This window comes from Williamsia sp. Y712 (assembly GCF_059445525.1).
The window spans coordinates 2,953,080-2,967,454 of the sequence record NZ_JCAIUN010000001.1 but is presented as its reverse complement, the minus strand read 5'-3'; the positions used below and the strand labels follow the sequence as shown (position 1 = coordinate 2,967,454).

13 protein-coding genes are annotated in these 14,375 nt (G+C 62.4%); 7 read left to right on the top strand and 6 right to left on the bottom strand.

Features of this window, described 5'->3' with window-relative positions:
- Nucleotides 1-14: 14 nt before the first annotated feature.
- Nucleotides 15-404: an ester cyclase gene (locus AC1D75_RS13600; RefSeq protein ID WP_482141652.1), complete on the bottom strand. Its 390-nt coding sequence runs from the start codon at nt 402-404 to the stop codon at nt 15-17.
- Between the two features lie 155 nt (nt 405-559).
- On the opposite strand from AC1D75_RS13600, the gene AC1D75_RS13595 reads away from it, so the two are divergent.
- Nucleotides 560-1,417 carry a helix-turn-helix domain-containing protein gene (locus tag AC1D75_RS13595; RefSeq protein ID WP_495515713.1) on the top strand — a complete coding sequence of 286 codons (858 nt, stop codon included), beginning with the start codon at nt 560-562 and terminating at the stop codon, nt 1,415-1,417.
- Nucleotides 1,414-2,070, top strand: a complete 657-nt coding sequence (locus AC1D75_RS13590; RefSeq protein WP_495515712.1) for an NADPH-dependent F420 reductase — start codon at nt 1,414-1,416, stop codon at nt 2,068-2,070. Before AC1D75_RS13595 ends, AC1D75_RS13590 begins: the two co-directional genes overlap by 4 nt.
- Before the next feature lie 73 nt (nt 2,071-2,143).
- Here the strand turns inward: AC1D75_RS13590 and AC1D75_RS13585 are convergent, their stop codons facing one another.
- Nucleotides 2,144-3,181 (bottom strand): NAD(P)-dependent alcohol dehydrogenase, encoded by a 1,038-nt coding sequence (locus AC1D75_RS13585; protein ID WP_482141646.1) that lies wholly within the window; start codon nt 3,179-3,181, stop codon nt 2,144-2,146.
- Between the two features lie 105 nt (nt 3,182-3,286).
- Here AC1D75_RS13585 and AC1D75_RS13580 point away from each other — a divergent pair, with 105 nt between their 5' ends.
- From AC1D75_RS13580 to AC1D75_RS13570, 3 genes are all read left to right on the top strand, one after another.
- Nucleotides 3,287-3,859 (top strand): TetR/AcrR family transcriptional regulator, encoded by a 573-nt coding sequence (locus tag AC1D75_RS13580; protein WP_482141645.1) that lies wholly within the window; start codon nt 3,287-3,289, stop codon nt 3,857-3,859.
- A gap of 195 nt (nt 3,860-4,054) precedes the next feature.
- Nucleotides 4,055-5,392, top strand: a complete 1,338-nt coding sequence (locus AC1D75_RS13575) for an APC family permease (protein ID WP_495515711.1) — start codon at nt 4,055-4,057, stop codon at nt 5,390-5,392.
- Between the two features lie 78 nt (nt 5,393-5,470).
- Nucleotides 5,471-5,935: an SRPBCC family protein gene (locus AC1D75_RS13570; RefSeq protein WP_495515710.1), complete on the top strand. Its 465-nt coding sequence runs from the start codon at nt 5,471-5,473 to the stop codon at nt 5,933-5,935.
- 95 nt (nt 5,936-6,030) lie between these two features.
- On the opposite strand, the gene AC1D75_RS13565 is transcribed toward AC1D75_RS13570, so the two are convergent.
- On the bottom strand, nt 6,031-7,020 hold the full coding sequence (locus AC1D75_RS13565) for a glycoside hydrolase family protein (RefSeq protein ID WP_495515709.1): 990 nt from the start codon (nt 7,018-7,020) through the stop codon (nt 6,031-6,033).
- A 229-nt stretch (nt 7,021-7,249) separates the two neighbouring features.
- Complete coding sequence (locus tag AC1D75_RS13560; RefSeq protein WP_495515708.1) at nt 7,250-8,899, bottom strand: ammonium transporter; 1,650 nt, start codon at nt 8,897-8,899, stop codon at nt 7,250-7,252.
- A 667-nt stretch (nt 8,900-9,566) separates the two neighbouring features.
- Between AC1D75_RS13560 and AC1D75_RS13555 the strand changes: the two genes are divergently transcribed.
- Complete coding sequence (locus AC1D75_RS13555) at nt 9,567-10,214, top strand: Ltp family lipoprotein (RefSeq protein ID WP_495515707.1); 648 nt, start codon at nt 9,567-9,569, stop codon at nt 10,212-10,214.
- A 191-nt stretch (nt 10,215-10,405) separates the two neighbouring features.
- On the opposite strand, the gene AC1D75_RS13550 is transcribed toward AC1D75_RS13555, so the two are convergent.
- Complete coding sequence (locus tag AC1D75_RS13550) at nt 10,406-12,523, bottom strand: oxidoreductase (RefSeq protein WP_495515706.1); 2,118 nt, start codon at nt 12,521-12,523, stop codon at nt 10,406-10,408.
- A 94-nt stretch (nt 12,524-12,617) separates the two neighbouring features.
- A complete protein-coding gene (locus AC1D75_RS13545; RefSeq protein ID WP_495515705.1) occupies nt 12,618-13,229 on the bottom strand; it encodes a TetR/AcrR family transcriptional regulator in 612 nt (203 codons plus the stop codon).
- A gap of 130 nt (nt 13,230-13,359) precedes the next feature.
- Here AC1D75_RS13545 and AC1D75_RS13540 point away from each other — a divergent pair, with 130 nt between their 5' ends.
- Nucleotides 13,360-14,343, top strand: coding sequence for an esterase/lipase family protein (locus tag AC1D75_RS13540; protein ID WP_495515704.1), 984 nt, complete (start codon nt 13,360-13,362; stop codon nt 14,341-14,343).
- Nucleotides 14,344-14,375 lie beyond the last annotated feature (32 nt).

The window sequence follows — 14,375 nt, the reverse complement described above, 5'->3', positions numbered from 1 at the left end:
GTTGCGTGGGGTGGTCAGGCGGCGAGCTGGGTGCTCAAGGCGTCGGCATCGTGCAGCGCCGACATGTGCAGAAACTTCCCGTCTCGGATTGTGTAGATCGCGAACTCGGCAAGTTCGATGGACTTTCCGGTGGGTGCGACACCGAGCCATTCCTTCACAGGTGTGCCCGTGTTGGTCAGACGTGCAGCCAGCCGATCGCCATAGGCAACGAGTTCTTGTACCTCCCACTGGAAGTCAGGAACCGCGTCAACTATTCCGTTCAGGTCGGCGACGAGAGCGTCTCGGGAGCCCGGTTCGCTCTGCAACGTGACGTGATCGTGAACGAACTCGTGCATGCGGTCGAACCGATGAGCGTTGAGCGCCTCGATATAGCTCGTATAGAACTCGCGGGAGTCAAAAGACATTGGATTCCTTTCTGGGCGAGGCAAAAGCCGGGCAACCCGCCCGAGCCGACTCTCCGAAAGTTATGCGCGGACAAGTCCTTCGACCAGAGTCCCGTCGTGCCCAGGGTGTGACAGGACCCCCTCTGACTGTGTCGCAGCGACCTATGCTGATCCGTATGAGTGAAACGACAAATGCTCTCGGTGCGTACCTGCGTGCTCGACGCGAATTGGTGACGCCGCAGCAGGCGGGTATTCCCGACGGCGGTGTGCGACGCGTGCCAGGGCTGCGGCGTGAGGAAGTCGCCATGCTTGCCGGCATCAGCGCCGACTACTACCTGCGACTGGAACGAGGACGCGACCGCAACCCCTCACTACAAGTGCTCGAGTCGATCGCACGCGTACTGCAACTCGACGACGAGCATCTGGCCCACCTGATGACGCTGGTGGCGGAGGTTCCCCGTCGCCGCAAGCGCCGCAAGCGTTCGGTGACGCCGCCGGACGGTGCACTCAAACTGCTGCATTCACTGGTGCAGCCCGCGTTCATCGAAGATCGGTACTTCGACATCGTCGCCGCGAACAGCCTTGCGCAAGCCCTCTCGCCCGGTCTGACCGTCGGAGGAAATCAGTTGCGAGGCATGTTCCTCGACCCCGCCGAGCAGGCCCTCTACCCGGAATGGGAGGCCGTCACAGAATGCTTCATCGCGAACCTGCGGCAGGCCGTCGGCAATGACGTCGATGATTCTCGGTTCATCGAGCTCACCGGCGAGCTGTCGCTGGCGAGCCCAAGGTTCCGACAGCTCTGGGCTCGGCACGAAGTCCGGGGACAGCGTGGGGTGCCCGTCCGGTTCGATCACCCACAGGTCGGTGAGATGACGCTCAACCGTGAACGGCTCGCCATCAGCGGAACCGAGGACCTCATGCTGGTCGTATATCACCCGGACACCGGTTCCACTGCTGCGGAGAAGCTTTCACTACTGGCTTCAGCCGGGCTGCCCGCTTCGGGTGCGGTACACACTGTAACGAGCCAGCTGTGACGACCATAGGGATCATCGGCGCAGGAGAAGTCGGAAGCCAGATCGCCCGCGCCGCAATCGCTCACGGCTACACGATCGTCATCGCCAATTCGCGTGGACCGGAAACGCTCGCGAGCCTTGTCGCCGATCTGGGACCAGCGGCCCGCGCCGCACGCGCGGATGAAGCCGCAGCAGCAGGCGATTTCGCCGTCATTGCCGTGCCGCTCACGCTGGTGAACAACATGCCCGTCGACGCACTCGCCGGAAAGATCGTGCTGGACACGAACAACTACATGGCCTGGCGCGACGGCCACTTCCCCGTCATCGATTCCGGCCAGAAGACGATTCACGAGCTGCGGCAGGAACAACTGTCCACATCGAAAGTCGCGAAAGCCTTCACCCACATCCAAGCACCGAGCCTGTTGAAGTTCGCACGCCCCACCGGCGCCCCCGACCGTATGGCATTGGCCGTCTCCAGCGACTACCCCGAAGCCATTGAGCTCGTCGCGCGGCTGTACGACGAGTTCGGCTTCGACACTGTTGACAACAGCCCACTGCGCGAATCCTGGCGATCCGCACCCGGAACACCCATGTGGAACTTTCACGACACAGGGCAGACCCGCGAAGAGCTCGTGCTCAATCTGGCCCGAGCGCAGCACGTCAACAACTCGTGACGCCGGCGGTCATCCGGGGAGCATCAAAACATCTGTTGTTGAGTGTATTTCAACACTTGTGACATCCACAGCCTCAACGCAGGTCGCTCATGTCGAGTACGAAGCGATACCGAACGTCGCCGCTTTCGAGACGTTGAAGAGCGGTCTGCACCGCGGCCGATGGCATCACCTCGATGTCGGCGGTGAGGTCGTGCTCACCGCAAAAGTCGAGCATGTCCTGGGTATACCGGTGTCCCCCGCTGCCGGCCGAACTCAGCGACTTGCGACCACCGAGAAGTTCGAGCGTGTCTACTGAGATGGGTCCCAGGAAACCAACCGAGCACAACGTTCCGTCCAGCGCGAGGCATCTGAGGTAGGGAGCAAGTTCGTGCGTGACGGGTATGCAGTCGATGATCAGGTCGAGCGTCCCGAGTTGTGCATCCATGGCGCTCTGGTCGGTAGACAAGACTGTGGAATCCGCACCCAGAGCCTTGGCCTGATCTGCTTTCTCTGCCGACGTCGTGAACACCGTCACCTCTGCGCCGAGTGCGTGCGCGAACTTCACAGCGAGGTGACCGAGACCGCCGATTCCAGCGACGCCCACGCGCACTCCCGGTCCGACGTCCCAGCGCCGCAACGGTTCCCAGACCGTGATCCCCGCACACATCAGCGGCGCGACCGCAGCGGGATCGAGACCGGGCGGGCGGTGGTAGACGAAGTGATCGTCGACGACGTACTCACTCGAAAATGCCCCGAGTGTCGTCGTTCCATCGATGCGATCGCGTCCGCCGTAGGTAAGTGTCGGGAACTCGCGACAAAAGTTCTCTTGACCTGCCCCGCACATATCGCACCGACCGCAGGAGTCGACGATGTTGCCGACAGCCACGGGGTCGTCTATCGCGAACCCGGTGACGGCATCGCCGACAGCGGTCACCACGCCGACAAACTCGTGGCCGGGCGTGACAGGGAAACTACCCGCCGGGTCCTTCATCGCGTGCAGATCGCTGTGGCACACCCCGCAGTGCGTTACCTGCACCGCGACGTCATGTGCACGTAGATCGCGCCGCTCAAAGTCCCACCGTTCCAGTGTCGATCCGGCGGAAAGTGCTCGATATCCGGTTGTCGGCCTCATGTGTCTCCTTCACCCTTCATTTTCCAACCAACTAGTTGGATACTGACTGTAGACGATGTGGGACGAGATGCAACCAACTGGTTGGTTTGCCGATATGCTGGGCCGATGGGAGACGCAGCGGCCACAAAAGTGCGGATACTGGCAGCAGGAACGACCGAGTTCGCTCAGTACGGCATCGCCGGAGCCCGGGTGGACCGGATCGCGGCACGTGCTTCAATCAACAAAGCCCAGATCTATAGCTATTTCGGCAGCAAGGAGCAACTGTTCGACGCAGTTTTCGACCATCGGGTCGACGTCGACGTTTCCACCGTCCCCTTGGACGCAACCGATCTCCCCGGCTATGTGACAGCGCTGTACGACATGTACCTCGGTGACCCGGACTTGGTCCGCTTGCTGACGTGGGCACGATTGGAGCGCACTCCGACCGGCGCCCTGTTCGGCCAACGAGGTGACCACGATCGAGACAACCTCGCAGCGCTCGCGGACGCACAAGAACGCGGTCTAGTGGTCAATGACATTGCGCCACAGGATATGTGGGCAATGATCATCTCCCTCGCCGCGACCTGGGCGCAGGCCGCGATCGTTCATGTCGCCGACGCGGACGAACCGGCTGCGGTCCACGAACGACGGAAAGCCGCCCTCGCCGCCGCGGCTCGGCGTGCTTTCTGCCTACCGTGACCGTCCGCCTCGCACAGCAGCTGACCGCATCGCGCTAACTTCGGGGTTCTCGGTGTTCCCGGCCACACGGCACGGCAAGAGGTTTCCGTTCTCGACCAACTGGCTATGCCTACCGGCGACGAACACCTGAAAGCACGGCCGATCCTCACCGAGAGTGACCAGCAGTGCTTTCGGGCCTGCAACCAGGAGACGTGAATGACGGCCGACGCCGATTCGGGAACACAAGCAACAGGCGATGAGCCCGCATCAAAACTGAAGCGAAAGATCACCGGCCCTCTGCTCTTCTTCTTCATCTTGGGCGACGTGCTCGGGGCGGGCATCTACGCACTGATGGGGGTGCTCTCTGAAGAGGTCGGTGGCGCACTCTGGGCACCGCTCCTCGTCGCACTCCTGCTCGCACTACTCACCGCGGGTTCTTACGCCGAATTGGTGACCAAATATCCGCGGGCAGGCGGCGCCGCCATCTTCGCCGAGCGGGCATTCAAACGACCGATCGTGTCGTTCCTCGTGGGCTATTGCATGCTGGCCGCTGGGGTGACCAGTGCGGCCGGACTTGCCCTCGCGTTCTCCGGCGAATATCTCAGTACGTTCATCGATGTGCCGGCCGTCCCGGCCGCCATAGTATTTCTTGCGCTGGTGGCCTGCCTCAACGCCAGGGGTATCAGCGAGTCGGTGAAGAGCAACGTCGCGATGACGATCATCGAGCTCAGCGGACTGGTCATCGTCATCGTCGTCGTCGCGATCATGCTCGGCGACGGAAACGGGGACATATCCAGGGTGGGCGACTTCCCGGACGGATCAACCCCCGCAATGGCCGTCCTCAGCGGGGCCATCATCGCCTACTACTCGTTCGTCGGGTTCGAGACCTCCGCCAACGTCGCCGAGGAGATCCGCAACCCGAGCCGGGTGTATCCGTTGGCACTCTTCGGCTCGTTGGCCACGGCCGGAGTTGTCTATGTCCTGGTCGGGCTCGCGAGCTCGATCGCCCTGCCGGCGAGTGACCTATCCGCTTCGTCTGGTCCTCTACTCGCCGTGGTCGGGGAATCCGGCGTCGGCATCCCGGACTGGGTTTTCAGCCTGATCGCGCTCATAGCAGTGGCCAACGGCGCTCTGCTCACGATGATTATGGCGAGCCGATTGGCTTTCGGCATGGCCGAACACAAGCTTCTGCCGGGCGTGCTGGGAAAGGTGTTGCCCAACCGCGGCACTCCATGGGTGGCAATCGCCGCGACAACGCTGGTCGCCATGTTGCTCACGCTCACCGGCGACCTGTCGACATTGGCCGAGACAGTGGTGTTGTTGCTGCTCTTCGTCTTCATCTCGACAAATATCGCCGTACTGGTCCTCCGGCGTGATCGAGTGGAACACAAACACTTTCGTATCCCTACGGTCGTGCCGGTACTCGGGGTGGCGTCATGCGTGCTACTGCTCACCCAGCAGAGCGGTGAAGTATGGCTGTTCGGCGGCATTCTCCTTGCGGTGGGCGTAGTGCTGCACTACGGCGCGGCGTGGGTACGCCACCGCGCGTCCTGACGTTTCATCGAAGGCCCATACCCAAATCCGCGGATGGCAAACGTTGCCGCATTGCCGAACTTCCGGCAGTGTCGAGGTATGAGCGACAATACGAAGGTCACAGTTGAACGCACCATTGAGGCGCCCGTCGACGCAATTTTCGATGTCCTCTCCAACCCCGAACGACACCAGGAACTCGACGGCTCCGGGTTCATCCGCGGCGTGGACCACGCCGATCGGATCCAGAAAGTCGGCGAGGTGTTCACGATGAACATGCAAGGCGATCACATGGGTGGCGAGTACAAAACCGACAACCACGTTTCCGGTTACGCGAAAGACAAGCTGCTGGCCTGGAAGACCGCACCCGCCGGCACCGAGCCTCCCGGATGGGAGTGGCTGTGGGAGTTGGAGTCTCAGGGACCCAATGAGACGTTGGTTCGCCACACCTATGACTGGTCGAAGGTCACTGACAAGAAACTGCTCGAACAGGTGAAGTTCCCTCTCGTCACCAAAGATCAGCTGGAAGATACGCTCGGTCGCCTTGCCGCCGCGGCTGCTTCCTGATCAACCCTCCCGACTCCGCCGACATCGCGGCTCCACCACGACCATCGACATGATCGGATGGACCGCGGTGCCGGCGCAGGGGCGGTGGCCCGTCGCTATGCCGGCTCTCTCATCACACCGACATGGCGCACCGTCCCGGAAAGACCGGGAAGCACTTGCACCGGCGACCAGGTGCGCAGCCCGTCGCTGCTGTCGGTATAGAGATATTTTCCTTCGCGATAGGCGTCGAGATATAGCCGCCAGGAACCGTTTGGCAACTGAACCACGGCTGGGCCCTCCACCATCGAACCCCAATTACCAGGTGGGACAAATGAATAAGGTCCCGTCACTGACGGCGCGACCGCATGCTCGACGACCTTCTTCGTCTCGTTCTTGGTGAACGCATGATAGGCCGATCCCACCTTGACCACGGTGGTGTCGATGTGGTCCGCACCGATCCCGGCGAGCGGAGTAGGCAGGTCCCACAACCGCAGCGATGGTTCCAGCGCCGTCATCAGATACGGCACAAATCCCCCGCCTGTCGACATCGACAGGATGACGTGGACACGGCCGCCGTCCACAAACCATTCAGGCGCCCAGGCTTTCGTGGTGAACGGCGACAACGACGGTCCGTCCTCGAACCCGGCCGACCCCGAGGAGCCCGGAGGGCTCGCAGGACCTGTGCCGGCACCGGTGCCCGGTAGAAATGCACAGCAGAACGGAACCGGGTAGGTCGCCAGGAACGTCCAGTTGATGCGGTCGCTGCTGCGCGCGAAGCCGATATTCGCCCCGTTGGCCGTTGTGTAGGTGAGGTAGTACAACCCGTCTGTGTGCCGGAAGATGCTCGGGTCACGCACAACCCCTGAGGGGGGCCGATACGCCGAAAACCGGACGGGTTCGAATTGAGTGGCGTCCCCCGATTCGTACACGTCCATGTCCCGGTCGCTGGTGTTGCTGAACGCCACCATCGTGTATCGCCAGGCGGGCGGTGCGGCACCACTGCTCCCCGGGACAGCGACCAGTAAACCTGCGACCGCGAGCACCACGACCGAAATGACGGAAACGCAGGTTCGTTTGGCCAGCATCATTGGTGCAGTATCTGTCATAGCCGCCGTACGATGCGTAACTTTGGCAAAAGAGCAGCGGATTGGTTGGCCTCGGCGGTGTATTGACGCTGTACATGAGTGCGGGGAAGCCCGCTGTACTCAGGAATTCAAAAGGACATTCCGGGCGAGAGCACATACTGCGCGAGATGGCATGAATGCCTCTCCCCCACTGGGCAATTCACACATCATCCAGAATCACTGCAATCATGCGGACTCGAATTTCCTTGGCTTATCGAGATACCGGCCCCCGCACGTCTGACACCGGCAAGACAACCATCTCGACAAGGCCATCGCCGAGGTCCGACAGAGCCTGCTGCACCTCGGTGAGTGACTGTGCGGGAGTCAAGATCTCGAGGCGGACCCGAGGCGTCATCGTCACCCGGCGGGACTGCCCCCGGACCTTGTGGTCGACCGGGCTCGCTGACGTCATGAACACCTCTGACACCACGGCGCGACGGGCTCCGGCGGCGAGTACCTCCTGCTCCGCACCTTCGGTACCCGCAGAAGTGATGACTGCGGTGACGAGATAGAGCCCCTCACCGGCGACGACCGGTTGCGCTGCGACGGGCGTGGCGGCGGGATCACCGGAGGGAATCGGCAGAACCGGATCATCGGTGTACGCCGACATCCCCTGCTGGACCTCATCGAGACGTTCTTCGTCGTCGGGGTCCACGCGGAGTCCGATCGTCTTCTCGATCACGATTGCGAGCACGAGAGTAAGCACAAACGCGTAAGCGATGGCCGAGGCAAGGGCGATGACCTGTTCGCCCAGCAACCCCCACCCTCCGCCGTGGAAGACGCCATCATTGCCGATCGAATTGATCGCTTTCTCACCGAAGAACCCGACGAGGAGAGTACCCAGGATGCCGCCGACGAAATGAACTGCGAGAACGTCGAGTGCATCGTCGAGACGGGCGAGGTCCTTGAGTCCGAGCGCGCTTTGACAGACTATTGCGGCGAGGACCCCGATGATGACAGCCGCGTATGTGTCTACGTAACCGGCTGCGGGAGTAATGGTGGCCAGGCCCGCCACCGCGCCGGTCACCCCGCCGAGCACGGTCGCATGCCCCTCTCGGAAGCGCTCGATCACCAGCCACACCACCATCGCACCTGCCGCCGCCACCTGGGTGTTGACCAACGCCTGAGCCGCAACTCCGTTGGCCTGCAGACTATCTCCGGCATTGAACCCGAACCAACCGAACCAAAGAATGCCCGCACCGACGATGACCAGTGGGATCGAGTGTGGCAACGGCGCCCTGTCGGGCCACACCTTGCGTCGTCCGAGGACAATCAGCAGCGCCAGCGCGGCCGCGCCTGCCGTTGAGTGAACGACAATTCCGCCGGCCCAGTCCTGAGCTCCGCGCTCTGTCAACCATCCAGTCGGCGCCCACAACCAGTGGGTGACCGGTGCATACACGATCACCGACCAGATGGCGATCAACACCGCCCAGCCGAAAGGCTTGAGCCGGCTGGCGACAGCACCGGTGGCCAAAATAGGGGTGATGATCGCGAACATCAACTGATACGCGAAGAATGCCAGAGTCGGTATCGCGACCGTCCCGGTCACCACATGGAGGTTCGGATCAGGTGCCTCGGCGATGTCCTTGAGTGCGACGAAGCTGAAGTCGGCGATGAATCCATTGGCCCGATCGTTACCGTACGCAAAGGTGTAACCGAAAAAGAACCAGGTGAGAGTAATGATCCCGAGCGCCACCATGTTGCGCTGGAGCATTGCCAGGGTGTTGCGTCGACTGACCATTCCGGCGTAGAAGAATGCGAGACCCGGTGTCATGAACAGCACAAGGGCCGCACATACCAGTACCCACGCGGTGTCGCCGCTGTTGATCGTTGCCGTTTCGGCCAGCGTCGTCGATGTCATCGGAATTACCTCCGTGTGCCTACTGTGGATCGGCTTTCGTGGGAACCTCTGGTTCGCGGGGGAAGATACGGTAGGCCAGAATCGTTCGCGCAGAACCCGAAGTGCCCACTTGTCCGGCGCCACTGCACTCGGTCTCGGCAAAGCGCAGGAGACCGTGGTTGGAAATCAGCGAGGACCACGGCCTCGCAGGGTCAACACGCATCGCGACCTCCGATCGTGACGCCGATCCGGTCCACTGTCGTTCGCGGCACGCAAAGCAGTCTCGGCTCGTTGCTGAAAGGCGACTGTTGCGATCCGAATCGACACTACGCGCACGATTAATCATCGGTTGCGGAATTGCAAGACTTGATTGGTGGCTGAACTCGCGCGTTTATCGATGTCAGCTTCGGACGATGAATCTGCACACACCAAAGTGGGCTCCGCTAAGCGCTTGTGGTCTATCTGATCTCTATCGGAGCGAAGTTTCATGTCCTAGTTTCAGCGGGGGGCAAACGCAGATGTGGAGACCGAATACGGCCGAGTTGATTCACTCCGGCACTGCCTTCCCACTCTGAAGCTGAAAACCACAGCAAACAAACCAGATTCAGTCGCTGCCATGCACCCAGCGACGCCTTCGGGAGCCTTTCGCACCCGAACCCGAGACGATCGATCTCAAAGGAGAACAGCCATGTCCTTGCCACCCGATCTACCCCCGCCGCCGCCCGAGTACTCACAGCCTCAATATCTGCAGTCTGCGCCGAAGAAGGCGAAGAAGTGGCCCTGGATTGTTGCTGGAATCGTCGTGTTGCTGGTCATCGTAGGCATCGCCGGCGGAGGAGGCGAGGACGACTCGAAGACCACTACCGCTGCAAAGACTTCGACCGCCACTGCCACCACGACGCCCGCAGCGATCGCACCACCTGCCGCGACGACGCCCACAATTGTCGCACCACCGGCAGCTCCCGCCCCGACATCCACCAAGGCGGTGGTGGTGCCGCCCGCACCTGTGGTCACCAGGGAAGTCGCACCTGCCCCGGCCAAGCCGCAGATCAGTTCCAGTCAGCGGAATGCCGTCCGGTCCGCCGAGCAGTACATCGACATGAGCGGCTTCTCCCGCAGCGGACTGATCGATCAGCTTGCATACGAGGGCTTCTCCACCGAGGATGCGACGTACGCGGTGGACAGTTTGAACGTGAACTGGAATGAGCAGGCTGCGCGAAGTGCCGAGCAGTACCTCGACATGACGTCGTTCTCCAAGTCAGGCCTGATCGAGCAACTGGAGTACGAAGGCTTCACGAGCGCTCAGGCCGAATACGGTGCCAACGCAGCGTACTGATCGGTCCGGCCTGAACGTCGCAGGCACTTGCTCCGTGAACCTCCGAAACATGTGAATGCCGCGGGTTCTCGTCCTCGGTCATGGGTCGTCCCATCATCCCGACACTCGGGCTGATGGGACGACAGTGCACTCCTTTTGGCGGGGAAGGTCTGTCTACACCCTCCGCGGATGGTGTCGGTCAGTCGCGGAGTTCACAGAGCCGTCGCAACCTGCCACGCAGTGTGGATCGCACCCTCGATGTAGTCGACACTCACCGCGTCACCGACTACGTGCACGTCGGGTACAGAACCAATCAGTGCCTCGGCGAGTGGCGCCTTGGCCGATACGCCCGAGGCCACTACAACCATGTCGGCCGGTGCTGTCATCGACTTGTCGCCGACGCGGAACTCGACGTGCCCCTTCGTGATTCGCTGCACCGACGCATTGCGGTGGATCTTCACACCCTTCTCGTTTGCGTGCCGGACAGCAGTCCAACGCCGAGGCATCGCCATCGGTACACCAAGTTGCTGCCCCTCCTCGAGCAACGTGACGTTGCGGCCCCGCTCGGCAAGGAACTCTGAAAGCTCGAGTCCGACAAGGGAACCACCGATCACGACGACATCTTTGCCCATCGGCAGAATTGTGCGGGTGACGGTCCTGATCGCCGCGGGGCTTTTGGTGATGCCAGACAGCTTGCCCAACCGGCCCATGGTCCGCAGGAACCAAGGCACCTGGGAGACATCACCGGACCCGGTCATCAACGCGCGCAGCGTATCCCCCGTATGTACGTGCGGCAGATCGCCGCCGGGAACACTGGGACGGTCGCGGACGGCGCCGGTGGCCAGGACAACCACGTCGGGATCGAGTGCCTTGATCGATGCAACCGTGGCTTCGGTCTTCAGTCGGATCTCGACGCCGAGGCGCTCGACTTCCGCCTTCAGCCACCTCAGAAGTCGCTGGTTGTCCGGCGTCGTCAGGCTCGAGAACCACAAAGTTCCGCCGAGACGATCGGACTTGTCCAACACGGTGACTCGGTGTCCACGTTCGGTGGCCACACGTGCGACCTCGAGGCCGCCCGGACCCGCTCCGACGACAACCACGTGCTTGGGGGCGGCCGTTCGCACAAACGGGAGCAAGGTCTCGTTGCCCAGCGCAGGATTGACCGCGCACAGCGGCGTCGCGTCCCAGAAGTTCTCCTGAACACAGACATAGCAATTGATGCAGGGGCGGATGCGCTCGGGCTGGTGGGCTTTGAGCTTCGACACCAGGTCGGGGTCGGCCAGCAGCTGTCGGCCCATCGCGACAAAATCAGCTTTGCCCTCGGCAAGTGCCTTCTCGCCGACATCGGGGAGCACACGGCCCACGGTGATCACCGGGACCGACACGGCTTTCTTCACCTCACCCGCCAACTCGGTGTACGCGCCAACCTTGTCCGGCAGCGGTCCGTCGGTGAAGTTGGAAAACGGGTTACGCCCCCAGCCGGTGACGTGGATGCCGTCGGCGCCGGCGGCCTCGAATAAGGCGGAAGCCTGGGCGGCTTCCTCGGTGGTGAGGCCGTCATCCTCACCGAATTCTCGGCCTGCCACGCGGACGAGGATGGCCAGGGAGTCGCCGACCTCAGCCTTGACCGCCCGGATGACCTCGCACGTCAACCGCGCGCGATTCTCGAGCGATCCGCCGTATCCGTCGGTGCGCTTGTTGTCGGCGCGGCTCAAGAATCCACCGAGGACGTAGCCGTGAGCGCAATGAATCTCGACAGCGTCGCCGCCGGCGGCCTTCACTCGTCCCGCTGCCTCCGCGAAGCAGCGCACCAACCAGTCGATGTCATCCTGGGTGGCCTCGTGATAGGTGGCCTGCTTGCCGCCGGACACAGCAGCCATCTTCTTCAGTTCTTCAGGTGTGTTGTCAGCCAGCGCAGACATATCGCGCGCACCGCCCGGCGTCGAGGCGACCAGAAGCGGGCGCTCCTCGATCGTGTCGATCCGAGCCACCTTGCCGTGGTGCGTCATCTGCACGCACAACTTGCTACCGGTCGCATGGATGGCGTCGGCAAGTGCGGCCAACCCCGGAATGAACCGATCTTCGGACAGACCTGGTTCCTTGGTGCTGGCGCACCCGACCGGGTAGGCGACAGCGCAGCACCCGGTGATGATCAGCCCGGTGCCACCGGCCGCACGGGCGACGAAGTGGTCGATGTCGCCCTGTTCGATTTCCCCGTCTTCACACAGGTTCATGTCCATGGCAGGCAGCACCACCCGGTTCGGAACCGTCATCGGGCCGATGGCCCCTGGTGCGAGTAGGTGCGGAAAGGTCTGGCTTCGGATCGTCACCTGAAGACAGTAGATCTCGAGGGCACTAGTTCGTCGGCGCGTTCCCAATCATCGAGACCTCAGGGTGACTCCCGGTTGGCCGCCGGCGCGGTTTCTACCGCGTGTAGTGGCCGACGAGCAGTGTGAACAACGCAGCTCGCCGCTCACGAGCAAGCTCGGCATCGGGCTCGATCAGGCACTGCACGAGGGTGCCGTCGTGCACTGCGACCAACGCCGGCCCCAATGCCGCAGGATCAGTGATCACAAGCCCGACCTGGGCGAGTAACTGCTCGATCAGCGGCATGAGCGTGGCAAGGATCGCCTGTTCGCGCGCAACAAGCACCGGCTTGAGTGCGGGATTGCGCAACGCGTGGGCAGTGAACTCGGCGCTCACCCGATACCACCCGTCGTCGACGGGCACCACTGCCAACACACAGTCGACAACATCGCCCAGCGAGCGCACTCGCGGTTGATTTTCCGGAGAGAGCAGCGCCTCGACGCCGGCCAGCATCTGCGCCGAACGCTGCTCCCACACCGCGAGGAACAGCTCGTCCAATGAGGTGAAGTTCGAATAGAAAGCACCTCGGGTGAAACCCGCACGATCGCAGACATGCTCGATACTGCTGTTGCCGAAACCTCGCTCCACGTACACCTCGAGCGCCGCGTCGAGCAGTCGCTGCCTGGTCACGCTGCGGCGACGTTTCGCTCGATCTGTGGCGTCGGCCATGTCCACACCCTAATTGTTTCGATGCACTTGTGTATTCAATGCGATACCGTATCGATTTGAGTTTCACATCTCACCAACTCGCGAGACTGATGCACGTCACACCGACGGTGGAAACGACAGGAGCGGCGCAGTGGCTGTAGAACGGCGAGTATTTCGGGTGATCCGGTCGGCCTTGGCAACGGTCTGCCTGGTTGGCGCGCTCGGTGTGAGCATGGCGGCGCCAGCCGTTGCTGAACCCGTTGGCCCCGCATTGTCAGTGCCGCAGGAAACACTCGATCAATCGGTGCACTGCACTCCTGACGTGACCCCCACGTCCGGTAAGAAAGCCGTGCTGCTCGTGCAAGGAGTGGGCTTCGATCCCGCCGATGCGTGGAGCTGGGGGTATGCAAAGGCGTTGCCGCGCGCCGGTTTCGGCGTGTGCGAGGTGGTGGTCACCAACCACGGCCGCGGCGACGCCACGATCGGAGCCGAGTACGTCGTCAATGCGATCCGTTATGCGCGAACACAGTCCGGGCAGAAGATCGACGTCGTCGCTCACAGTGGCGGACCGATCTTGGCAATGTGGGCAATGAGGTTCTGGCCGGACGTGGCCGACTCCGTCGACGACATGGTCTCCCTCGCCGGGCCCATCCACGGGGGCATCTTTGTCAACGCCGCGTGTGCCGTGGGCATCTGTCCAGCGCTGGCCCATCAACTGTCCGTTGGGTCCGATTTCACCGCGGCGCTCAACAGGGTCCCGCTGCCGTCCTCGATTTCGGTGACCTCGATTTTCAGCCTGCTCGATGAGGGCATTCAGCCTGCTCGCGAAGTCAGCAGCTATCCGGGTGGCGCGAACATCGCCTTGCAGGACCATTGCCCGGGCCGACTGGTCGAGCACGTCGGACAGTTGTACGACGCCGCGGCATACCGCCTGGTGCTCGACGCGCTCACCCATCCCGGCCCCGCGGTACCTGCGCGGATCGCGCAGTTGTGCGATGACATCACCCTGCCAGGCTTCGAGCTCCCCGGATTCGCGTCTTCGACCGTCAGCGGCGCGATCAAGTACCTGGGAATCCTGGGCGAACCCTTCCTGCCCACCGCTCCGCCCCTACCCGCATACGCGCTGCATGGCTAGCACGCGAAAGTGCCTGCGCCGCAAATCCGTTC

Coding starts and splice junctions, on each gene's coding strand:
- AC1D75_RS13555 (WP_495515707.1), top strand. CDS start 9,567: ATGTCCTTGCCACCCGATCTACCCCCGCCGCCGCCCGAGTACTCACAG.
- AC1D75_RS13560 (WP_495515708.1), bottom strand. CDS start 8,899: ATGACATCGACGACGCTGGCCGAAACGGCAACGATCAACAGCGGCGAC.
- AC1D75_RS13595 (WP_495515713.1), top strand. CDS start 560: ATGAGTGAAACGACAAATGCTCTCGGTGCGTACCTGCGTGCTCGACGC.
- AC1D75_RS13565 (WP_495515709.1), bottom strand. CDS start 7,020: ATGACAGATACTGCACCAATGATGCTGGCCAAACGAACCTGCGTTTCC.
- AC1D75_RS13575 (WP_495515711.1), top strand. CDS start 4,055: ATGACGGCCGACGCCGATTCGGGAACACAAGCAACAGGCGATGAGCCC.
- AC1D75_RS13580 (WP_482141645.1), top strand. CDS start 3,287: ATGGGAGACGCAGCGGCCACAAAAGTGCGGATACTGGCAGCAGGAACG.
- AC1D75_RS13585 (WP_482141646.1), bottom strand. CDS start 3,181: ATGAGGCCGACAACCGGATATCGAGCACTTTCCGCCGGATCGACACTG.
- AC1D75_RS13570 (WP_495515710.1), top strand. CDS start 5,471: ATGAGCGACAATACGAAGGTCACAGTTGAACGCACCATTGAGGCGCCC.
- AC1D75_RS13545 (WP_495515705.1), bottom strand. CDS start 13,229: ATGGCCGACGCCACAGATCGAGCGAAACGTCGCCGCAGCGTGACCAGG.
- AC1D75_RS13600 (WP_482141652.1), bottom strand. CDS start 404: ATGTCTTTTGACTCCCGCGAGTTCTATACGAGCTATATCGAGGCGCTC.